20 protein-coding genes are annotated in these 22,743 nt (G+C 55.0%); 10 read left to right on the top strand and 10 right to left on the bottom strand.

Translation table 11 applies throughout. The features are described from left to right. Positions 1-31: 31 nt before the first annotated feature. On the bottom strand, positions 32-394 hold the full coding sequence (locus QMG16_RS14595) for a DVU0772 family protein (RefSeq protein ID WP_281795413.1): 363 nt from the start codon (positions 392-394) through the stop codon (positions 32-34). A gap of 463 nt (positions 395-857) precedes the next feature. Between QMG16_RS14595 and QMG16_RS14590 the strand changes: the two genes are divergently transcribed. From QMG16_RS14590 to QMG16_RS14560, 7 genes are all read left to right on the top strand, one after another. Beyond that, positions 858-1,361, top strand: coding sequence for an RNA recognition motif domain-containing protein (locus QMG16_RS14590; RefSeq protein ID WP_281795411.1), 504 nt, complete (start codon positions 858-860; stop codon positions 1,359-1,361). Positions 1,362-1,818: 457 nt separating this feature from the next. After that, a complete protein-coding gene (locus QMG16_RS14585) occupies positions 1,819-2,385 on the top strand; it encodes a hypothetical protein (RefSeq protein ID WP_281795410.1) in 567 nt (188 codons plus the stop codon). A 153-nt stretch (positions 2,386-2,538) separates the two neighbouring features. Further along, on the top strand, positions 2,539-4,125 hold the full coding sequence (locus QMG16_RS14580) for a peptide chain release factor 3 (RefSeq protein ID WP_281795409.1): 1,587 nt from the start codon (positions 2,539-2,541) through the stop codon (positions 4,123-4,125). Between the two features lie 321 nt (positions 4,126-4,446). Beyond that, positions 4,447-6,060: a DEAD/DEAH box helicase gene (locus tag QMG16_RS14575; RefSeq protein ID WP_444979688.1), complete on the top strand. Its 1,614-nt coding sequence runs from the start codon at positions 4,447-4,449 to the stop codon at positions 6,058-6,060. 173 nt (positions 6,061-6,233) lie between these two features. Beyond that, on the top strand, positions 6,234-8,060 hold the full coding sequence (locus QMG16_RS14570) for an ATP-binding cassette domain-containing protein (RefSeq protein ID WP_281795405.1): 1,827 nt from the start codon (positions 6,234-6,236) through the stop codon (positions 8,058-8,060). Next, positions 8,057-8,818 carry a putative 4-mercaptohistidine N1-methyltransferase gene (locus QMG16_RS14565; RefSeq protein WP_281795403.1) on the top strand — a complete coding sequence of 254 codons (762 nt, stop codon included), beginning with the start codon at positions 8,057-8,059 and terminating at the stop codon, positions 8,816-8,818. The genes QMG16_RS14570 and QMG16_RS14565 overlap by 4 nt, the downstream gene beginning before the upstream one ends. Before the next feature lie 63 nt (positions 8,819-8,881). Beyond that, the gene (locus tag QMG16_RS14560) at positions 8,882-9,340 is read left to right on the top strand and encodes a DUF2147 domain-containing protein (RefSeq protein ID WP_281795402.1); all 459 of its coding nucleotides are present in this window, start codon (positions 8,882-8,884) and stop codon (positions 9,338-9,340) included. A gap of 18 nt (positions 9,341-9,358) precedes the next feature. Here QMG16_RS14560 and lipA read toward each other — a convergent pair whose 3' ends face one another. From lipA to pdhA, 6 genes are all read right to left on the bottom strand, one after another. Further along, positions 9,359-10,327 carry a lipoyl synthase gene (lipA, locus tag QMG16_RS14555; protein ID WP_281795399.1) on the bottom strand — a complete coding sequence of 323 codons (969 nt, stop codon included), beginning with the start codon at positions 10,325-10,327 and terminating at the stop codon, positions 9,359-9,361. After that, entirely contained in the window at positions 10,308-11,021 is a 714-nt protein-coding gene (gene lipB, locus QMG16_RS14550) for a lipoyl(octanoyl) transferase LipB (protein WP_281795397.1), read from the bottom strand. The genes lipA and lipB overlap by 20 nt, the downstream gene beginning before the upstream one ends. 23 nt (positions 11,022-11,044) lie before the next feature. Beyond that, positions 11,045-12,472: a dihydrolipoyl dehydrogenase gene (gene lpdA, locus QMG16_RS14545; RefSeq protein WP_281795396.1), complete on the bottom strand. Its 1,428-nt coding sequence runs from the start codon at positions 12,470-12,472 to the stop codon at positions 11,045-11,047. A gap of 42 nt (positions 12,473-12,514) precedes the next feature. Beyond that, on the bottom strand, positions 12,515-13,855 hold the full coding sequence (locus QMG16_RS14540; protein WP_281795393.1) for a dihydrolipoamide acetyltransferase family protein: 1,341 nt from the start codon (positions 13,853-13,855) through the stop codon (positions 12,515-12,517). Positions 13,856-13,945: 90 nt separating this feature from the next. After that, positions 13,946-14,926: an alpha-ketoacid dehydrogenase subunit beta gene (locus QMG16_RS14535; RefSeq protein ID WP_281795392.1), complete on the bottom strand. Its 981-nt coding sequence runs from the start codon at positions 14,924-14,926 to the stop codon at positions 13,946-13,948. After that, positions 14,919-16,025: a pyruvate dehydrogenase (acetyl-transferring) E1 component subunit alpha gene (gene pdhA, locus QMG16_RS14530; RefSeq protein WP_281795389.1), complete on the bottom strand. Its 1,107-nt coding sequence runs from the start codon at positions 16,023-16,025 to the stop codon at positions 14,919-14,921. Before pdhA ends, QMG16_RS14535 begins: the two co-directional genes overlap by 8 nt. A gap of 457 nt (positions 16,026-16,482) precedes the next feature. Between pdhA and QMG16_RS14525 the strand changes: the two genes are divergently transcribed. Then, a complete protein-coding gene (locus QMG16_RS14525) occupies positions 16,483-17,808 on the top strand; it encodes an acetyl ornithine aminotransferase family protein (protein WP_281795388.1) in 1,326 nt (441 codons plus the stop codon). Between the two features lie 13 nt (positions 17,809-17,821). Here QMG16_RS14525 and QMG16_RS14520 read toward each other — a convergent pair whose 3' ends face one another. Further along, the gene (locus QMG16_RS14520; RefSeq protein WP_281795385.1) at positions 17,822-19,201 is read right to left on the bottom strand and encodes a sigma-54 interaction domain-containing protein; all 1,380 of its coding nucleotides are present in this window, start codon (positions 19,199-19,201) and stop codon (positions 17,822-17,824) included. Positions 19,202-19,414: 213 nt separating this feature from the next. On the opposite strand from QMG16_RS14520, the gene QMG16_RS14515 reads away from it, so the two are divergent. Beyond that, positions 19,415-19,681, top strand: coding sequence for a sulfurtransferase TusA family protein (locus QMG16_RS14515; protein ID WP_281795383.1), 267 nt, complete (start codon positions 19,415-19,417; stop codon positions 19,679-19,681). A 71-nt stretch (positions 19,682-19,752) separates the two neighbouring features. Next, positions 19,753-20,001, top strand: coding sequence for a DsrE family protein (locus QMG16_RS14510; RefSeq protein WP_281795380.1), 249 nt, complete (start codon positions 19,753-19,755; stop codon positions 19,999-20,001). Positions 20,002-20,359: 358 nt separating this feature from the next. Here QMG16_RS14510 and QMG16_RS14505 read toward each other — a convergent pair whose 3' ends face one another. After that, positions 20,360-22,066, bottom strand: a complete 1,707-nt coding sequence (locus QMG16_RS14505; protein ID WP_281795377.1) for an FAD-dependent oxidoreductase — start codon at positions 22,064-22,066, stop codon at positions 20,360-20,362. A 293-nt stretch (positions 22,067-22,359) separates the two neighbouring features. Next, positions 22,360-22,722, bottom strand: coding sequence for a NifB/NifX family molybdenum-iron cluster-binding protein (locus QMG16_RS14500; protein WP_281795375.1), 363 nt, complete (start codon positions 22,720-22,722; stop codon positions 22,360-22,362). Positions 22,723-22,743 lie beyond the last annotated feature (21 nt).

Below are 22,743 nucleotides of genomic sequence, written 5' to 3'. Positions count from 1 at the left end.
TAAAACCTGAAAAACGGACGAACTTGACATTCTAACATTGTAAAGCTTTTTTCAACCAATCCTTGAGTTCATCATTGATGGCATAGACTCCTACCCCCGGTTTTCTCCCTGCTTCGTTGATGGCCCTTTCAATCAGTTCCCGCGGAGCTTGAATCTTGGCGATATCTTCAGAATTCTGAGTGTCTATCCTGACGAGAGTTACCTGAAGGGGTTCTTCCCAGTCGTAAATGACAAAATAATAGGATTCCTGCTCCGCATGACGCACAAAACTGTCCTTTCGTGCCCAGCCCGTTCCCCATTCGAGGTAAGTCTCCACAGCGGTTTCCGGAGTCATTTCCCAATCGAACCGATCCACGAGATCTCTTCGAGACTTGAGTTCCTCCAAATTCAACATATTGTTCCCCCTTTTCTAATAATTTTTATTCATTTAAGATAATAGGGCGTATTGATTTTTCAATGCGGCCCGGAAACCTAGATGCCTTGGATCCAAAGAGAGATCCAGCTGATTTTTTCCACTTCATAACTTGTTGCCGCTTCGTGCCGTCTCAAACCCTCTTCTAGCCCGCCTGAAATCCCGATGTGTTTGAGAAAGGGAATTTCGCAGCAATTTCAAAGAAGAGCCCAACGAAAAAAGTTTGCTTCAGACAGGCCGGGAAGCGATATATTTTGATGATTTAATCTGGAAGTAATGATAGATAGAGTGCGAGCTGTGCGGTATCCATTCTCCATACAAACGGTTTTCCCTGGATGGTATGCCTCTTGGTGGTGGGTGCATCCCGCCGGCAGGTGTTTTGTCAACAGATTAAGATTCATGTGCAGGTCAATAATTTATTCACAGAAACAGGAGCACCAGATTAATGCCAGTTCGACTTTTTGTTGGGAATCTTCCCTATGACACAACCGAAGCAGAGTTAAGGGAATACTTCTCGGCAGTCGGAACGCTGTCTTTTGTCCAGGTGGCAATGGATAGAGAAACCGGAAAGGCCCGAGGGTTTGGATTCGTTGAGTTCGCCGACCGTGCTCAAGCGGAAGAAGCCATACGCAAATTCAACAATCAGCCTTTTAAGAACAGACCCCTCGCCATCAACGAAGCTCGCCCCAAAGAAAGCAGCTCCCCGGGGAGAATCAGTTCACCGCCTGCGCCATCATTTTCGCGCCGTCCTCCCACTCCAAACACGGATTGGATCAAAGACACCTCCATGGCCGAGCCGCCTTTAACCAAGGATTTCGATTCTCCTTCACGCCGTAACCGGAAACAGAAATCCCGCGACGACAGGGGGGAAAACGCACCGAGGGGCCTGAAACGAAAACGAAAGTCCGGAAAACGTTCCTGGGATGACGATGATTTCTACTATGATTGACAAAACGCTCCCTGAAATTCGGATGATCGGAGAAAACACGATTAATCTCTAAATTCCAAGATCTTTGGTCCTGCATTGTTGTTGCTGGGGAGTTTTTTGCACCTAAGAACCCTGACCCTCCCTGTGGACTTTGCGACACCCCCCGGGTCCCCCCTCGAGGGGGGAGCTGTCGAGGAAGGTTTTCGGATAGGCTCTAAGTTTGGGCTTGTAAAGATGAAGCGAATCGGTTCCAATACCGGTTCATGAATTTCAAAGGGGAAGTTCATCTTTCAGAAAAAAGTGCATCAGGTGATTTTCCGGACTTCATCGAATGTTCAACGTTCAACTCGGGCAAGGCTATTTTCTCCCGACATCCCGCGTTTTCTCGTGGGTATGACAATAATGAGACACGGCGGACGAACCTTCGAAGCTCGGAGATTTTAATGCAGACATGACCAGATCACAGGGAGATAAATTAATGATCGATCGTTCAAAAGTGACTCTTTACAGCGGAGGACTCAAAGGAGCGGAAGCGGAATTTGGAGCAAACGCGGAAGCATGGGGAATCCGTGAAGTCAATTTTACTTTCGTGGGCCATGAAATGGACCGCGTCAAGAGCGTGAAGTTCCTGACCGAGGAAGAGCTTCAAAAGGGCGATATCAGCATGGAAATCGTCTACAAAAGGATGGGCAGAACATACACGACGGTGGAAAAGATTCGCCGGGTCATGCAGTCCATCTTTCACATGGTCAACAACGGATACCAGGTTTTTGCCGTGGGCTGGATCAAAGACAACGATACCGTCAAAGGCGGAACCGGCTGGGGCGTGGAACTGGCGAAATTTTTCAACCGTCCCGTAAGCGTTTACGATCAGGACAAAAAGCAGTGGTTCAGCTGGGAAAACAACCAGTGGGTGCCGGATACTCCCGTGGTATCCCACGATACCTTTGCGGGAACGGGGACCCGTTATCTCACGGACGACGGGCGCCAAGCCATTCGCGACCTTTTTGAACGTTCTTTCGGGGCGGCGGACAATCCCCAATAGAATTTCTCCGCATTTTCGGAGCACAATCCGGAATTGACCTGCAGTCCATTTTTGCTTTATTATTAAAGTCGTTAAAGGTTACAAAACGGGCCTGATGACACATCGGCCCGATTTTTTTTGTTTGTGCATCATTTCTACCTTGAGGTTTAAGCAGTGGACAAGCAACTCCAGAAAGAAGTCGACCGGCGCCGGTGTTTCGGCATCATCAGTCACCCGGATGCGGGCAAGACCACCCTCACGGAAAAGCTGTTGCTCTTCGGCGGCGCCATTCAATTGGCTGGAGCCGTCAAGGCGCGCAAGGCCGAGCGGCATGCCACGAGCGACTGGATGGCCATCGAGAGGGAGCGCGGCATCTCCGTAACGACTTCAGTCATGAAGTTCAATTACCGGGACTTTGAGGTCAATCTGCTGGATACTCCCGGCCACCAGGACTTTTCGGAAGATACCTATCGGGTTCTCACGGCCGTGGACAGTGCTCTCATGGTGATCGACAGCGCCAAAGGAGTCGAACCCCAGACCGAAAAGCTGATGGAGGTATGCCGCATGCGCAATACCCCCATCATCACCTTCGTCAACAAACTGGACCGGGAAGGGCTCGAACCCCTGGATATTCTGGCGGAAATCGAAGACAAGCTCCAGATCGAGTGCACGCCCCTCTCCTGGCCCATCGGTATGGGAAAGCGCTTCAAAGGCGTCTATAACCTCTATCGTAAAGAGCTCCACCTCTTCACTCCCGGAAAGGAAACCCGCCATCAGCAGGGAATCGTCATCACCGACCTTTCGGACTCCCAGTTGGACGCACTCCTGGGCAGCCAGGCAGACAAGCTTCGTGAAGATGTGGAACTGTTGGAGGGAGCGGCCAATCCCCTTGAGACGGCTCATTATCTGAAAGGAAACCAGAGCCCCGTTTTCTTCGGGAGCGCTCTCAACAACTTCGGCGTTCGGGAACTCCTGGATGCCTTTGTGGAAATGGCTCCGGCGCCGGGTGCGAGAAAGACCGTCTCCAGGGAAGTCTCCCCCTACGAAGAGGCCTTTTCCGGGTTTGTGTTCAAAATTCAGGCGAATATGGATCCCGCTCACCGGGACCGCATCGCTTTCCTGCGTATCTGTTCCGGGAAGTTCACTCGCGGCATGAAGGTGATGCATCATCGCATCGGTAAGGAAATCGCCATCTCCAATGCCACCATTTTCATGGCTCAGGACCGCGCCAACGTGGAAGAGGCCTACGCCGGCGACATCATCGGCATTCACAACCACGGGACCATAAAAATTGGAGACACTTTCACCGAAAAAGAACCTCTGAAATTTACGGGCATCCCCAATTTTGCTCCGGAACATTTTCGGCGGGTCGTTCTGAAAAACCCTCTCAAACTCAAGCAGCTTCAAAAGGGGCTGACTCAGCTTGCTGAAGAGGGAGCTGTCCAGTTTTTCCGGCCCATCGTTGGACGCGATTATATCCTGGGGGCTGTAGGGATTCTGCAGTTCGATGTGACCATGGCGCGGCTCAAAGCCGAATACGGAGTAGAGGCCATCTACGAACCCGCCCCCTTTGCGGCCGCCCGGTGGGTCAGCTGTAAAGACAAAAAGAAGCTGGAAGAGTTTGAAAAGAAAAATCAGGGGAACCTGGCTCATGACGCCGAAGGGCATCTGGCTTACCTGGCTCCCAATGAATGGCGGCTGGGGTTTATCATGGAAGATTTTCCGGACATCGAGTTCCGCAAAACCCGCGAACATGATTGATCTCCTGGTGCCTGAAAAGCATATGACAGCCCGGGGGGGAACAGCCCGGGCTTTTTTCCATTCTCTTTTGTATTCCCGTCCCCTATCTCCCCTATCTTGCCTCCCCTCCTTTGGGCCTCCGAAAAAGATCCGGGCTGAGTGCTCATGCAAAAGTAAGTCGTCAGAAAACCTTCGTCTGCAGGCTTTTTTCCGAACTAAATATGTTAAACTGATGTAAATTAATAAATTATCATCGCCGACCGCTCACATTGCAGTTGGTCGCTCGACTTGAACGAACAAGCGCGAATTCACTTAAACAGAGGAGAGACGTTGATCCATTCTATCATTGAAAATGTCCGCAGCTGGTTCCGCAAATTGGGAAACGGAGCAAACAAAGAATCGTCGCCGGAGGAGGCCGCAGCGCCTGCCACAAAGGAAAAAGGGGAGATAGCAGGCGGGCAGAGGAGAATCTCTGAATCAAGAGAATCCGACCTGGAACGCAGGAAATCCAGGTCCAGACGGCGCCCCAGGCGGCGCGGCCCCAGGAAAGAAGAGACACCCCTTCCCGAGAGGGAGGCTTACCGGCCAGAACCATTCATCGCCCTGGAAGAACCCTGGGACCCTTCAGAATTTCAGGTCCCTGAAGAGGAGGGTAAAACCCGCTTTCATGACCTGGATCTTCCCAATGAAATCATGCACGGTATCTACGACCTGGGATTCCAGTACTGCACCCCCATTCAATCTGCAATCCTGCCTCAGGCGATCCAGGGAGCGGATGCCGCCGGCAAAGCGCAAACGGGAACAGGTAAGAGCGCTGTTTTCCTCATCACGATTCTGGCGCACCTTCTCACCAAACCCTCGCCCGAAAAAAGACGCCGTGGAACGCCCCGGGCCCTCATTCTCGCCCCCACCAGGGAACTGGTGCTTCAGATCGAAAAAGATGCCCGTGCATTGGCCAAGTATACTCCGGTCAAAATCGTCAGCGTTTTCGGTGGAATGGATTATGAAAAACAGAAGCGCTCGCTCACCAGTGGACTAGTGGACGTGGTGATGGCCACTCCGGGCCGCCTGCTGGATTTTCTGCGCCAGGGAGACATCCATCTCGGCAACCTTGAAATTCTCATCATCGACGAAGCCGACCGCATGCTCGATATGGGCTTCATCCCCGATGTGCAGCGCATCATTCGCAGCACCCCTCCCAAAGCCAACCGTCAGACCATGCTCTTCAGCGCCACTCTGACGCCGGAGGTCACCCGGTTCGCTTCTCAATGGACCAGAGATCCCGTCATGGTGGAAATCGAGCCGGAACACGTGGCCGCCGACACGGTGGAACAGATCATCTACATCACCACCACGGAAGAAAAGTTCGCCCTGCTCTACAATATCATTACGCTTCAAAAGCTCGACCGGGTCATCGTTTTCGGAAACCGCCGGGACTTGACTCGAAAGCTGACGGAAAAATTCCGGGACTACGGCATCAGCTGCGCTCTGCTGTCGGGTGAGGTGGATCAGAAAAAACGCATCAGGACCCTGGAAGATTTCCGGGCTGGCAAAATCCGGGTGCTCGTTGCAACGGATGTGGCGGCAAGAGGTCTCCACGTGGATGCCGTCAGCCACGTCATCAATTACAATCTTCCCCTCGACCCCGAAGATTACGTGCACCGCATCGGCCGGACGGGCCGCGCGGGAGCCAGTGGGATATCCATCAGCTTCGCCTCGGAAGACGACGCCTTCCAGATCCCTGCCATCGAAAAATTCCTGGGCACGGAATTGCACTGCATCCATCCGGAGGATGAATGGCTCGTTCTACCGCCCAAACCGGAAGGAGTCCGGGCGCGCCCCCAGATTCCAAGATCCTCTCAAGGCGTTGGAAATGATAGAAGGCTCCCGCCGGGCGCCAGGAGCTCGAGCAAGCGGAATGCGAACTTCAAGAAAAGCGGTTCCACCCGCAGATAGAAGTATACCGGATGAAAATCGGACCAAGAGCCTATCCGAAAACCTGCGTCGGCAGCGGACACCCCCCTTGGTTCCCCCTCAAGGGGGGAATTGAAGGGGGGGGCGCAAAGTCCACAGGGGGGTTCCGGATAGGTTCTAACTTGAACTTTGGACCTCAAAACCGAAAGGGTAAAATGGCATTGTTGAGTATGCGGGATGTGACGGTCGCTTTCGGTGGACCGCCGATCCTTGAAAATTTGAGCCTTCAAATCGAACGTGGTGACCGGGTCTGTCTTCTCGGCCGCAACGGCGCGGGCAAATCCACCTTGATGCGAGTCATTCAAGGTGAAATCTCCCCGGATGCCGGCGAGATCATTCGCCAGGCGGGATTGCGGATCGCTTACCTTCCCCAGGAAGTCCCTCAGGGATTGCAGGGACGCATTGCCGATGTCGTGGCGGGTGCAGGAGGAAGCTTTCGAACTCTTCCGGAGAGCCAATCAGTCCACCCTCCTTGTTCGGAAGAGCAATGGCGTGTGCAACAGCAAGTGGATCAGGTGATTTCACGCATGAACCTGGACCCGGACGCCTCCTTCGAAGTCCTTTCCTCCGGACTCAAACGCCGCGTGCTTCTGGCTCGTGGCCTGGCCTGCGATCCCGACATTTTACTCCTGGACGAGCCCACCAACCATCTGGATATAGATGCCATCACGTGGCTGGAAGACTTTCTGCTGCGCTACGGCGGCACGCTGCTATTCGTGACCCACGACCGGATGTTTCTGCGCAAACTGGCAACCCGCATCATCGAACTGGACCGGGGAAGCCTCGTGAACTGGTCCTGCGATTACGACACCTTCCTTCAGCGCAAACAGGACGTGCTGGATGCTGAAGCAGTGCAGTGGAACCGCTTCGACAAGAAGCTGGCGCAGGAAGAAATCTGGATCAGGCAGGGCATCAAGGCCCGGCGCACCCGCAATGAGGGGCGAGTGCGCGCCTTGGAAAAAATGCGTGAAATCAGGCGGGCAAGACGGGAACGCACTGGAAACGTGCGCATGCAGGTGCAGGATGTGGAGAGGTCGGGAAAACTGGTGGTGGAAGCTTCAGGCGTGAGCTTCAGCTATGGGACAGAACCCATTGTTCAGAATTTTTCTACCACCATCCTGCGCGGAGACAAGGTGGGGATCATCGGTCCCAACGGAGCGGGCAAGACCACTCTCCTGCGGATCCTTGTGGGAGAACTCCCCCCGGATGAAGGGCACCTGCGCCTGGGAAGCCGCCTGGAAGTCGCCTATTTCGATCAGTTGCGCACACAGCTGGATGAGAACAAATCCGTGCAGGAAAATGTCGCCGACGGGAAGGACACGGTCATCATCAACGGAAAACCCCGCCATGTCATCGGTTATCTGCAGGATTTCCTTTTTTCTCCCGAGCGATCCCGAAGCCCCGTGAGCATCCTTTCGGGTGGGGAACGCAACCGGCTGCTGCTGGCCCGTCTTTTTGCCAGGCCCTCCAATGTCCTCATCATGGACGAACCGACCAACGACCTGGATGCCGAAACCCTCGAACTCCTGGAAGAGCTACTCATGGACTACCCCGGGACTCTCTTTCTCGTGAGCCACGATCGAGCTTTTCTCAACAATGTGGTGACGAGCACGCTGGTCTTTGAAGGGGAGGGGAGAGTCAATGAATATGTTGGAGGCTACGATGACTGGTTGATGCAGCGGAAGCCGGACCAGCCGCAGAAAAAGGAAAAGCCCAAGGCCAAACAGGAACGGCAGCACTCCCGGCCCGAACGCCCTCGAAAGCTGACCTTCAAAGAACAGCGCGAACTGGAAACCCTCCCGCAGTACATCGAGGCTCTCGAAGCCGAACAACAGGAACTCTACAGCGCCATGGCCGACCCGGATTTTTACAAGAAAGAGGGCAGCGACATCGTGAAGGCCAAAACCCGCCTGCAATCATTGGAGCAGGAACTGGCTGCAGCCTATGAACGCTGGGAAACCCTGGAAGCCATCAACGGATGACGGAAGAGACCCATCAGGGCATGTACGAAACCGATGTCGCTGTTTCCCAGTACTGTGAAGCTCACTACGGAGAGAAATATTTCGGAGTGGAGCTCTTCCCCGTCAAGTGCGCTCAAATCTGCCTGAAAGCCATGAAGGGTCGTCCCATGAAGAGAGCGCTGGATCTTGGCTGCGCCGTGGGAAGATCTACTTTTGAGCTGGCCCGGGAATTTGATTTCGTTACGGGTTTGGACTTTTCCGCAAGATTCGTTCGTATTGCCGTTCAGCTCCAGGAAAAGGGGATCATCCGCTACGAACTGCCGGAAGAGGGCGAAATCGTCTCTTACCATGAAGCACGGCTATCCGACTTCAACCTGGACCAGACCAGGGAGAGAGTGGAATTTTTCCAGGCCGATGCCGCGAACCTCGAGCCGCACTTCACCGGTTATGACCTGATCTTTGCGGGAAACCTCCTGGACCGCCTCCATGCCCCGCGCAAATTCCTCACCAGCATTCACGAGCGGCTCCATGAAGGCGGGTTGCTGATCATAACTTCTCCCTACACGTGGCTCGAAGAGTTCACCAGCCGGGAAAACTGGATCGGGGGGTTCAGAAAGGCAGGAGAACCCTACACCACGCTGGACGGGATGCGGGAACTGCTGAAAGAGCATTTCAGGCTCATTGCAGAACCACGAGACATTGAGTTCGTGATCCGCGAAACGAAGCGCAAGTTTCAGCACACCCTTTCGCAGCTCACCGTGTGGGAGCGGATGAGTTGAATACTTCACCAAAAATGAAACGGTGAATGGAAAATCCGTGCCGGGAATTCGGGAGAAAGGACAATGTTCAAGTTCATTTTGCTGTTGCTTTCATTGGTTCTCTTCATGCCGGGCTCGTCTCTCCATGCCTCGGATGGAGATGCGATCCTGGGAGTATGGAACACCCGGGACAAGGACGCCAAAATTGAAATTTACAGGTGCGGAACAAAATATTGCGGCAAAATTGCCTGGTTGGAAGAACCTGACTTCCCACCCTACGATGAGGGAGGAATGGCGGGATTGCCGAAAGTGGACCGCAACAACCCGGACCCGAGGCTCAGGTCGCGTCCTTACCTGGGTTTGGAGATCCTGCAGGGATTTTCCTATAGCGGCGACAATAAATGGGAAAAAGGAAGGATTTACAACCCTGAAAATGGAAAATTTTACAAAGCCAAAATCTCGATGGATGGGAACAATCGGCTGAAATTGAGAGGGTTTATGGGGGTTTCTTTCTTTGGCCGGACGGAAACCTGGACCCGTTAAAGACAAAACACACCGGAGTCATGATTGAACCGGGCCATGTGTAATACCGACCTGTCGAGTTCGCAGTTCCCGGACCTGGGCCTCTGCATGGTAAGAACTTCGAACGAGAGGACCCGATTCCACCCATCGGAAGCCGGCCCGAATACCCGCTTCCTTGAGGGATTCGAATTCTTCGGGAGTATAATAGCGGACAACGGGCAGGTGATGTTGGGTCGGAGAAAGATATTGGCCTATGGTGAATATATCGCAGCCGACCGATCTCAAGTCCTTCATGACATCCAGGATTTCTTCCCGCGTCTCACCAAGCCCCACCATAACGCCCGATTTCGTAAGAATATTCAAGTCGATTTCCTTGACCACCCCGAGAACACGAAGAGACCTCCCATATGCGGCTTGAGGCCTCGCCAGAGGGTAGAGACGGGGAACGGTTTCCACGTTATGGCCCAGAATATCGGGACGGGCTTTGACCACGGCCTTCAGGGAGTCGAGGTTCCCCTTGAAATCCGGAATCAGGACCTCCACCGTGCACCCGGGAGTCCGTTCGTGGATCTTCCTTATGGTTTCAGCAAAAATGGAGGCACCGCCATCCTCGAGGTCATCCCTTGTAACGGACGTGATGACGGCATGCCTCAGTTCCATGGCGGCCACTGCATCCGCCACTTGCCCGGGTTCCTCCTTCAAGTTCAAGAAATTGAGTCCGGGATTTCCCGTCTTGACCGCACAAAACCGGCAATCCCGCGTGCAGATGTCTCCGAGAATCAAAAAGGTGGCCGTCCCGCATCCCCAGCATTCGGCCATGTTGGGGCAACGGGCTTCCTCACACACCGTGTGCAGGGATTTGCTGCGCATGAGGTCTTTGAGCCGCTGAAACGCTTCTCCGGAAGGCAACCGCACTCGAATCCAGGAGGGCTTCGGCGTTTTCTGCCAATGTCCATTATCGGCTGCGCCGGTGCTATCTTTTTTTCTTTCAAGATCTTGCCGCTTCATGCTTTTCCTCAATGAAGGAAGCGATCTCGATCGGGGAAACCTCGACCATTTCCAGATCGAAGACCTTCCCGAAGGCGTGAGCCACTTCTCTTTCCACTTCGTAGATCGCTACGGAACGCCCCAGGACCTGCTCCAGGGAGGTCACCCCCTTTTCGCGAATGCCGCAGGGGACAATCTGGTTGAAATAATGGAGGTCTGTCGAAACATTGAGGGCAAATCCGTGTTCCGTAATGCGACGGGCATTGATTTTGACCCCAATGGCGGCGATCTTTTCATGGCCGACCCAGACCCCCGTGAATCCGCTGAGCCTTCCGGATGCCACTCCCAATGCTGCCAACCCTTCTATGAGCACTTCTTCGAGGTCGCGCAGATAGCGGCTGGGGCCTCCGGGGCACCCCTGCAGGTTCAAGACCGGATACCCCACCAGTTGCCCGGGTCCATGGAAGGTGATGTCCCCTCCACGGTCCACATGGTATACCGCCACTCCCTGCCGCAAGAGCAGCTCACGTGGAACCAGGAAGTGCGAGGGATCCGTGCGCCGCCCCAGGGTGTAGGTGGGGGGATGTTCCAGCAGGAGCAGTGTATCCGGTATCCGCTCTTCAGCACGGGCCGCAGCCAGGGCCTTTTGCATCTTCCAGGCGATCCCGTAATCGATACGCCCCAAAGAGCAGACGTGGCAAATTCTCCGGTCCATAGGATCAGATCCTCACTCTCATTTCAATTCCGCTGCGAAAGAATGTGCGTCGAACTGCCGAGAAAAGCTTCCGCCGCTTCTTCTTCGGTTTCGGAAAGGGTCGGATGCGGGTGCATGGAAAGGGCCATGTCTTCGGCCAGGGCAGACATTTCCACCGCCAGCACCCCTTCGGAAATCATTTCCCCGGCTTCGCGCCCCACGATTCCCATGCCGAGAACGCTCCGGCTTTCCGGATCGATGATCAGCTTGGTCAGCCCCTTGCTCACCCCCATACTCACAGCGCGGCCCGAAGCGGACCAGGGAAAGCGGGACACCTTCACCGGGCGATTCCGCCTTCGGGCCTCTTCCTCGGTGAGTCCGCACCAGGCAATCTGCGGATCGGTGAAAACCACGGCAGGGATAGCCCGGACGTCAAAGGCGGAAGGCTTGCCGGCGATGACTTCGGCCGCCACTTTGCCCTCATACATGGCCTTGTGAGCCAGCATGGCCCCACCCACCACGTCGCCGACGGCAAAAATTTTGGCGTCACCGGTGCGGCGCTGATCGTCCACCAGAACGAATCCCCGCTCATCCACTTTGACCCCCGTGTTTTCAAGTCCAATATCCCGCGAATTGGGACTCCGCCCGATGGAGACCAGCACGCGGTCGAAGGTCTGCCTAGGTTCGTTCACTTCCCCTTCCAGCACGACCTCCACACGGTCATCGTATTCCTGCAGGGTCTTGACCCTGGTTTGAGTGTGGATAGCGGCGAAGAGTTCCGAGAGCCTTTTGACAAGGGGCTGCACGAGGTCCGCATCCGCTCCCGCCATGAGTCTTTCGGAAAACTCCACCAGGGTCACGCGGCTCCCAAGAGAGGCGTAAACGGAACCCAGTTCCACCCCCACATAGCCGCCTCCCACCACCAGCAACCGTTCGGGGATATCCCGAAGTTCCAGGGCCCCGGTGGATCCCATCACGCGCCCGCCCTTCCTGAATTCCACGCCCGGGAGCGGGTTTGGGCGGGAACCCGTCGCAAGGATGGCATGACGGAACTTCACATGGGAAATCTCGGCATCGAAAAGGCGGGCATGATCGGAACTTTCAAAAGCCGCACGCCCCTTGATGAACTGAACGCCGCGCCGTTTGCAAAGCTCCTCAAGCCCTCCGGCGAGCCGGTCGATGACCCCGTTTTTCCATTCCCGCAGCTTTTTGAGATCCACCCGGGGTTCTTCGAAATAGACCCCCATCTGCCCCGCACTGCGGGCATCGTGCATGACCTCTGAAACATACAGAAGCGTTTTGGAAGGAATGCAGCCGCGAAAGAGGCATACCCCGCCGGGTCGCTCTCCCGCATCCACCATGGTCACGTCGAATCCAAGATCCGCCGCACGGAACGCAGCCGCATAACCTCCGGGCCCGCCTCCTATGACCAGAACATCCGTTTCCTGCGTGAATTCACCCATGACCATCATTTCGGTTCTCCTCAGGCTCTGTTTCTTCAAAGGAACAAAGTACTACATCACCATCATCAGCTTCTCGGGATTCTGCAGGGATTCGATGATCATGCCGAGGAACCGCGCTGCATCGGCGCCATCCACCACCCGGTGATCGAAGCCCAGGATCAGGGGCAGCATCAATCGCGGAACCAGCTTATAATTGCGAAGGTCTCCTTGAATGACGGGCTGTAGCCTTGCCTGCGCCATGCCCAGGATAGCCACCTGCGGGTAATTCACGATGGGCGTGAACCCTGTGCCCCCCAGCGGTCCAATGTTGGTGACGGTAAAGGTTCCGCCGGCCATTTCATCCCGGTCCGCCTTTCCTTCGCGAGTCCGCTCGGCCAAGCCTCTAAGTTCCACCGCCACCTCGGTCAGGCTCTTTCGATCCACGTCCCGAATCACCGGAACGATGAGCCCCTTTTCCGAATCCACCGCCACTCCGATGTTGTAGTAGTGTTTCAAAACGATTTCTTCCGCCTCCATGTCGAGGCTGGAGTTGAAGCGGGGGAAGGCTTTGAGAGCGGCCACAGCAGCCTTGAGCACGAATACGGTGAGGCTCAGCGCTCCCCCTTTGGCTTCCACATCCCCCTTGTATTTGAGGCGGAAGGCTTCCAAGTCGGTGATGTCGGCCACATCCTGGTGGGTGACATGGGGAATCTGAGACCAGGCCAGGGCCATATGCCTAGCCGTTGCACGGCGAACGGATCGCAACGGAATCTTTTCCACCGGCCCGAACTCATCGAACCGGGGAAGGGGAGGAACGGCAGGAGCAGGAGGCGCCTCGACCGCTCGCTCCACTCGAGCTTCGGGCTCCCTAGCGGCCTCGGGAGCTTTCCCGCCCTTTTCGGCAAATTCCCGGACATCTTCCGATGTGACCCGGCCTCCCGGCCCGCTGCCCGTAACCCGGCGCAGATCCACACCCAGTTCACGCGCCAGGCGCCGCGTGGAAGGAGCGGCAGGGACCGGACCTTCCCGCTCAGGTGGGGCTTCCGCTTTGGGTGCAGGCGCTTTTTCCCGCTTTTCGCCAGGTTTTTCCGTGGCCTTGGCCGCAGGAGCCCCGGCTTCCTCCACCCGTGCTTCTTCTTTCGGTGCAGGCGCTCTCCCGGCAACCGCTTTCTCGCCGTCATCGCTGAAAGTCATGAGTACCTGTCCCACCTTGACCAGATCGCCGGGTTTGACCCTGATCTCTTTCACCACCCCATCCACGGGCGAAGGAATTTCCGTCGTGGCCTTATCCGTCTCCACCAGCATAATGGGCTGGCCATCCACCACTCTGTCCCCCACAGAGACGAGAATTTCGACGATTTCCCCTTCGTGGATTCCCTCCCCAAGATCGGGAAGCTTGAACTCTTTTGCCATATCTCCTCCTCGGAAGCTCCGGCATTGCCGCAGCCGCAGCGCATTTTTCTTCCGCCCACGGAAAGAAGCGAAACACTTTAAAAGACCGGTTCAGAAGTTGAGAACCTCTCGAACGGCATTAGTGATGCGAAATACACCGGGCAGGTAGTCCATTTCCCTCTGATATAGGGGAATGATGCTGTCAAAACCCGTAACCCTTCGAATGGGGGCTTCCAGGTAGAGGAAGGACTTTTCCACCAGGCGGGCCACCACTTCCGCTCCGGCGCCGAAGCTGCGGGGAGCTTCATGCACCACCACGACGCGTCCCGTTTTCCTGGCCGATTCGGTAAAAAGAGCATCGTCCAGAGGCGAAAGGGTCAAAAGATCGATCACCTCGGCATCGATACCGTCCTTTTCCTTGAGCCGGGAGGCGGCTTCCAGGGTTGGGTGCATCATGGCTCCGTAGGAAATGAGCGTCACATCCTTTCCTTCCCTCGCGAGGCGGGATTTGCCGATGGGGAAGGTCTCCTCCTCCTCCGGAACTTCCTCCCGAAAGGCCCTATAAAGAGCTTTGGGTTCGAAGAAGACCACCGGGTCCGGGTCGCGAATGGCGCTGATGAGCAGGGAACGCGCATTTCGCGGCGAAGAAGGGATCACCATCTTGAGCCCCGGTGTATGGGCAAAATAGACTTCCCGGCTTTCCGAGTGGTGTTCCAGGGCGCGAACGCCTCCGCCATAGGGGGCTCGAAGCACCATGGGAACGGTAAACCTCCCGAGAGAGCGCCCTCGAAGACGCGCCGCATGGGATTCCATCTGGTGAAAAGCGAAGTAACTGAAGCCGGAAAACTGCATCTCGCAGACGGGCCTCAGCCCGTAGACCGCCATCCCGATGGAAAAGCCGGCAATCCCCGATTCGGCAAGAGGCGTATCCAGGACCCTTTCCGCTCCGAACTTTTCAATGAGCCCTTCAGTGACACGAAAAACGCCGCCGTCAACCCCCACGTCTTCCCCCAAAACGATAACACGATCGTCTTTTTCCATCTCCTGGTGCAGCGCCAGGTTGATTGCCTGAACCATCGTCAGCTTAGCCATTGTCCGCCTCCTTCCCCTTTGCAGCCAGTTCCCTTTTGAGCTCTTCCTTCTGCTCCAAAAGATAAGCGGGCGGCTCTGCATACAAGTGGTCGAACATCGCCATGGGGTCGGGAGCCTCTTTGGTCATTTCCTCCCAACGCTTCTCGGCCTCTTTCACTTCCCCCTTGACCTCTTCGTCGAGGGACGCGATCTTCTCATCCGTCAGCAGCCCCTTGTCCTTGAGGTACTTCTGGAACCGCGCGATGGGATCGCGTTTTTCCCACTCGGCCACTTCTTCATCCGTGCGGTAACGCTTGGGATCGTCCGCCGTGGTGTGCACCGACATGCGGTAGGTGATGCATTCGATCAGGGTGGGACCTCCACCGGAGCGGGCCCGTTCCACTGCTTCCCTGGCCGCTGTGTAAACCGCCAGGATGTCGTTGCCGTCCACCTGAATCGCCGGCATGTCACAAGCCAGGGCCTTTTGAGCGAGGGTTTTGGAATGGGTCTGCCTGGATCGGGGAACGGAAATGGCCCACTGATTGTTCTGGCAGACAAAAATCATGGGAACCTGATACACCGAGGCGAAGTTCATGGCCTCGTAAAAATCCCCTTCCGACGTCGCCCCATCTCCGAAGAAGGTCATGGCCACATTCTTCTTTTTGCGATACTTCATGGCATAGGCTATGCCCGCAGCATGAAGGGGATGGGTCCCCACGGGAATGGCAACCGGCATGTTGTTCAGCTCCTGCGGGATGTGTCCCCCTTCATTGTATCCTGCAAAGATGAGGAGAACGTTTTCCATCTTTTTTCCGCGCCAGAGTTCGGAGGGCGTTTCACGGAAGGAAGGGACCAGCCAGTCTTCGGGCTCCAGCAAGGCTACGGCACCGAGCTGAGAGGCCTCCTGCCCCTTGATGGGAGCAAAAGTGCCTATGCGCCCCTGGCGTTGCAGGGTGAGCATCCGCTCATCGAATCTCCGGCCAAGGAGCATGGCCCGGTGGAGTTTCATCAGAAGATCGTCCGGAATATCGGGTTCCAGATCTTTGTCCAATTGGCCGTTCTCATCCAGGATCGAAAGGTAGTCCACCCGGTAAGGGAGATCGATTTCTTTTTTCGGCATCGCTTTTTTCCTTTTCTGATCCACAAGGGGGATTGAATCGTGAAGCATACTGAGAACATTATGAAAAACGCTCATGGTTCATAGCTCATGGCTCATGATAACATCACTTTTTTCAAGAGCGTTTCCCGCTTTCCCTATTGCCTTGCATATCTTTGCCTTTTTTCATTTTTCGTTGTGACCGTTCCGGTCATGGGAGTTTATATGAAAAAGGCTCATGGCTCATGATCCATGATAACATCACTTTTCAAGAGCGTTTTCCGCTTTCCCTATTGTCTTGCATGTCTTTGCCTTTTTTCATTTTTCGTTGTGACCGCTCCGGTCACGGGAGTTAAAACATTTTTAAAGTAAGTATAGACTTCATGCTTGACCAGATCGAATGCTTATCTTTTGCTTTGAATGCAGATTTCTAAAGACGATTCCCTCAACGGCCGCAGGCCCATCAGATACGGAGATCAACATGAGATATCCCAGCATTCAGACAGTATTGCCGGGTCCCATAGCTTCCCGGCTGATCGAAAAGGACACCGCTTATGTATCTCCATCCTACACCCGGACCTATCCTCTCGTGGCGGAACGCGCAGAGGGTCTCTGGATTCATGACCCCGACGGCAATACGTTTCTCGACTTCACCGCAGGAATCGCCGTCTGCTCCACCGGTCACTGCCACCCCCGGGTGGTGAAAGCCATCCAGGAACAGGCCGAACGGCTGTTGCACATGTCCGGAACGGATTTTTATTACACTCCCCAGATCCTGCTGGCCGAAAAGCTGGCCCATTTGGTGCCCGGAAAGGAGGGGCGGAAAGTCTTCTTCGGAAATTCCGGAGCGGAGGCAATAGAGGCGGCATTCAAGCTCGCCCGCTGGCACACCCGCCGGGAATTGAACCTCGCCTTCTTCGGAGCTTTCCACGGCCGCACCATGGGGGCTCTTTCCCTCACCGCCAGCAAAACGATCCAAAAGAAATATTATAATCCCCTGGTACCCGGCATCACGCACGTTCCTTATCCCTATTGCTACCGGTGCCCTTACGGAATGTGCCTTCCCAACTGCGATACGGCCTGCGTGCGGTGGATCGAAGATCCCCTCTTCCGGACCACCGTTCCTCCGGAAGAGGTGGCAGCTGTTTTCGTGGAACCCATTCAGGGGGAAGGAGGTTATATCGTTCCCCCGCCCGAGTTCCACCGGGAACTCTACAAGCTGACTCAAAAGTATGGGATTCTCTATGTGGCGGACGAGGTGCAGTCGGGGATGGGAAGAACGGGGAAAATGTTTGCGCTGGAGCACTTCGGAGTCGTGCCCGACATCATGGCGCTGGCCAAAGGGATCGCGTCGGGAATGCCCCTGGGAGCCATGGTGGCGCGATCTGCCATCATGACCTGGGAGGCCGGTTCTCATGCTTCCACCTTTGGCGGAAACCCCGTTTCCTGCCAGGCGGCCCTGGCAACCATCGAACTGCTGGAAGAGTCCCTCATAGCCAATGCCGCAGCCCGTGGAGAAGAGCTCATGACAGGCCTGCGCCGGATGCAAAAATCCATCGAATGCATGGGAGATGTGCGGGGAAAAGGGCTCATGGTGGGAGTGGAACTGGTCAAGGACCGCGTCACCAAAGAGCGTGCCCCCGAGTGGCGTAATGCAGTGATCCAGAAAGCTTTCCAAAAAGGGCTTCTGCTCCTGGGATGCGGAGACAGCACCATCCGCTTCAGCCCCGCCCTGACCATCAGCTCCGGGGAAATCGAAGTCGGCCTGGAGATCTTTGAAGCGGCCCTCCGTGAAGTGGCCGGGTGAAAACCGCGGACCTTCAGAGTGTCATCAACTCTTTGATGTCGATACCGTACTTCTTGATGCGGTGCCAGACGGTAACACGATTCACGCCGAGCATGCGTGCTGCCTGGGATTGATTGCCGCGGCACGTGACAAGGGCATCGATGAGAGCGGTCTTTTCATCGGGAAGCATAGGTACAGGGCCCTGCTCTTCGCTTTTCTTCCTCCTGAATTGCGTCAAACGGGCCGGCAGGTGCTCCGGGTGGATCAACCCATTTTCCGCCGTCACAAAGGCATATTCCAAAACGCTTCGGAGTTCCCTTACGTTCCCCGGCCAGTGGTGGTTCATGAAAAGTTCCATGGCTTCAGCGCTCAGCCCGGATATCTCCTTGCCGCTGCGGGTCCGGATCTGCCGCAGGAAGTGTTCTATGAGCAGGGGCAGGTCTTCCATCCGCTCTCTCAGAGCTGGAAGATGGATGGGGATGACGTTGATGCGGAAGAAGAAATCCTCACGGAACTTTCCCTGGGAAACAAGGCTTTCGAGGTCCTTGTTGGTGGCCGTGATGATCCGCACGTCCACCTCCATGGACCGATGATCCCCCACGCGCTCGAACCGCTTGGTTTCGAGCACCCTGAGAAGTTTCACTTGAATGGCCAGGGGAACGTCTCCGATTTCATCCAGGAAAAAATCGCCGCCGTTGGCGGCTTCGAACCTTCCCTCCCGGTGGCTGAAAGCCCCGGTAAAAGCCCCTTTCACATGGCCGAAAAGCTCGCTTTCCAGAAGCGCCTCGTTGAGTGCGGCACAGTTGAGCTGGATATAGGGGGCGTCCCGCCGCTTTCCCAGCTTGTGGATGGCGTGGGCGACCAGCTCCTTTCCCGTGCCGGTTTCACCGTAGATGATCACCGGGGCATCGCTTTGGGCCACTTTTTGGACAATATCGAAAACCTTCTGCATCGCGGGCGATCTTCCCACCATGCCTTCAAAACCGATTTGTTCCTGCAGGAGACTGGAAAGCTGCTGGATCTTCCGGTCCCGTGCGTCGATTTCCGAAATGTCGGTCACCGTCTCGACAGCCCCCAGGACCCTGCCGTCACCGTTTTTGAGCAGTGAAGCGTTTTTGAGAACATGAACGTAGGAACCATTCTTTCGCATGAGAAAACAAGGTTTTCTGTGAGAGTAGCCCAGATCGAACAGTTCACACCAATGCTCTTTTCCCTCGGAACGAACCCCTTCACACACATCGCAATGAAGGAGCGAACAGGGACTCCCTATGAGCTCTTCGCGTCCATAGCCCGTGATTTCTTCCAGGGCGCGATTGGCCATCAAAATGACGCCGTCGGGGGAGATCAACATCACACCGTCGTTCATGGTATTGATGATCTCTTTCAAAGACCGGTTCATCTCCTGTTCTTCCACTGAACACCCTCCAGGCTGTTGCATGTTTAAACATTGATTAAACACTTCAATAACACAACTCTGCCATGCCAACAACACATCTGCAGTTTTCATTAATCAATATATTGAAATTACTATATATTATAAAATAAAAAAACCTTCTTCCGATGGCATGCAGTTTGCTTTTTTCTCCAGGTATAGTTCATATCCAGTGGATTTGTCGGGGAGGCAGCGATGCAGGCAGATAAAAAACTCGATCTTTGCGGCGTGTTGGCCCCTTATTGCCTGCTGATGTGCAAGTCGGAACTGGCTTACATGGAACCGGAGGCTATCCTGGAAGTCCATTTGCGGGACCCACAAACCATCGAGGATCTTCTGACCATTCTCGATCGTTCGGGAGAAACCGTGCTGGCCCAGCTACAGGGCGAGGATCACACCTGCCTGTGGATTCTCAAGGGAAAGTCCAAACGCCCCCATGCCGCGGCAAGCCCGGGGATGTGAACAACGGCTCAGTGTAATGTCTTTGGCACAACACAACTCTTAATGACCAGGTCCTAAAGGAGGTACCGGAAATGGGTAAGATGCTCTTTATCATTTCCCATGGTTTCGAGAAAGCGGGCCGCGCCACGCGCGCCTTTCAATTCGCGAAAGTTGCCTGCGAGAAAAAGCACGATGTAAAAGTCTTCCTGATCGACGACGCCATTCATTGGGCCCAATTAGGCATGGCGGAAGGTGCACGAGCGTCAACGGGCGAAGAGATGAAGCCACTTATCGACTTCATGATGGCGAACGGAGGCGAGATGATCGCCTGCAAGGCCTGAGTGGACCACAGGTATTTATCCCCCGACGAAATGATTCCGGGGGTACGCATCGAAGGAGCTCCATTTCTTGTGGACCTGATGGACGAGTACCAGACACTGAGTTTTTAAAGCGGGAAGCGACGCTTTGCAGCAAGCCAGGTACAGGGGCCGGGATCGCCCCTAAAGGCAGGATTCCCCGCCTGCCATTTCATGCAAGGGAGTGAGTCGCTCCTGACATCCCCATTTACCACCACGGAGGCACAGAGAACACAGAGGAATTCCATAAAAATTCCAAAATCTTCTCCGTGTCTCCGTGGTGCATGTTTGTTTTGTTAATAAACTTTTGCTCGGATACTTATCATTTCTCGATCCCCCCTCATCAGCCGGCTGTCCAGAGCTCGAAAGGCCAGGCAATCAAGCCTCCCTCGATAAAAAAGACCCGGTCGAATCCCGCCGCATTCAAGATCCGCTGCGCCTCATACCCCCTCATGCTCACCTTGCAAAAGGCCAGGATGTCTTTATCCTTCGGCAATTGATCCAGTTTCCCCCGCAGGGCTCCGAGAGGAATATGAACCACCTTGTCATGGGGCATCCGCATCATCATCAATTCTTCAGGGGTGCGTACATCCAGAATGACCAAATCCTCCCCACTGTCCATACGCCGTTTGGCTTCCACCGGCGAAATACCCCGCGCCAGGCCGTTGAGCTTATTCAAAAGCACATTGGCGGCCGTGGCAAGGGGGTCCATGGGGGGCGCATAGGGTGGAGCGTACCCCAGATCGATATTGATGACCTGGTCCACCGTTGCACCGTAAAAGATGGCGCATGCCGCCACGTCCAAACGCTTGGAGGCATCTCCCATGCCCACTGCCTGCACGCCGAGCAACTTGCGGGAGGAGCGGGAAGCGACCATTTTGATCACGATCGGCTTGCTCTGAGGCATGTAGTGGGGCATATCCGGCCCCGCCCAAATAGCTGTTTCGATGTCCGGGTACAGCATCCTCGCCTGCTTTTCCGTGAGCCCGGTGCGCCCGAGAGTGAGATCGAACACCCTGCAGACCCCCGTACCGGTGATGCCCACAAAAGGACTGGAAATTCCCGCAATGTGATCCGCAATGACCCGCCCGTGCTTGTTGGAAGTGGACCCCAGGGGCAGGAACATGGATTCCTTTATTGCAGGATTTGCACAGTGATTGACGACACAGTCCCCACCCGCATAAATATCGGGATCGCTGGTCTGGCAGTAACCGTTGATGACAATTCCCCCCTTGGGGTCACAGACCAGCCCGGCCTCGCGAGCCAGTTCATCGTTGGGGCGCACTCCGACCCCCACCAACACGAGGTCCGCTTCGATGGTCTCTTTGTCGGTCTTTACAGAGGAGACTTTGCCCTCTTTGCCTTCCACGGACAGAACTTTTTCACTCAGAACAAGGTGAACCCCCTTCTGCCGCAAATTCTTGCCGACAAGGGTGGCCATCTCATAATCCAGGAATTGGGGCAGAATCTGGTCCTGGGCTTCCACCACCGTGACCTCCAGGCCGCGGCGAAGCAAGGCTTCAGCCATTTCAACGCCTATGTAGCCAGCCCCGATGATTACCGCCTTGCGGAGTCCCTGCCTTTCAATCTCGGCCACCATACTTTCCGCATCGTCCGGGTGCCGCATGTACCAGACATTCTGCAGGTCCATTCCCGGAATGGGGGGGCGAATGGGGCTGCTGCCGGTCGCGAGAACCAGCTTGTCGTAAGGGAAGTCGCATTCTTCGCCCGTCTCCAGATTTTTAGCCCGAACGATCTTCCGCCGCCGGTCGATCCCGATCGCCTCCAATCGAGTGAGGGTTTTAAAACCCTTGACCTTTTCAAAAAAAGCCGGCTCGTACAGAATTCCCACCGGCGTCTCACTCACCATCCTGACCTCCGGGAAGACTCCCTCGACGTAATAGGGCAGTCCACATGCGCCGTAGGAAACCAAACGACCACGCTCAATCATAGTGATATCCGCATCGGGCATCAGACGCTTCAAACGCGAGGCACTTTTGGGTCCACAAGCCACTCCACCGATGATCAAAACGCGGAGACGATTTTCCATGACGCAGTTCTCCTTCCTAGTTATCCGGTTGGATGAAATGAAATCAAGTTTCAATAAACTGCCAGGTCGATGCGATCAATTCAATTGTCAGATGATCCTATCATATCCATGTAATATCGTGCCATTTTATTCAAAATATTAGTCTAATTTTCTCAAACAAAAAAAACAATGCACCATCGGAATGCCTTTCCACCAATGGTGCATCATAGTTTCAAACCAATGCTTTTTTTTATCTTATCTTTACGCAGGAAAGAAATACATCCAAAGGTGGACGGAACCCGCTCACCTTCTTTCTACATCCAGTGACCTTCCACATCGGCCGTTTCGGCATAGGAATATTTCCCCGCTTTGAAGTTCTCCACGGCTTCCCGGACCGACCCGCTCACTCCCACGACCACTCGAACCCCCGCCGCATTGAGAGTCTCAAAAGCCTTGGGGCCACAATGCCCGGTAATCACGGCTTCCGCTTTTTTGCGTGCAACCAGGGTCGCAGCCTGGATTCCGGCACCTTGAGCGGCTTGAATATTTTGTGTGTTTTCAATCGGCTCGTATTCCATCGTCTCCGGGTCTACAAGCAGGAAGCAGGCTGCCCGGCCGAAACGGGGGTCCACCTGGGCATCGAGGTTCTTCGCCGTGGCGCTGATAGCCACTTTCATAGCATACTCTCCTTTATACGA

Source organism: Desulforhabdus amnigena, from assembly GCF_027925305.1.
In the GTDB taxonomy this organism is placed as follows: Bacteria; Desulfobacterota; Syntrophobacteria; order Syntrophobacterales; family Syntrophobacteraceae; genus Desulforhabdus; species Desulforhabdus amnigena.
Note: the sequence above shows the minus strand (reverse complement) of the source record. Positions and strands in the feature narration are given on the sequence as shown.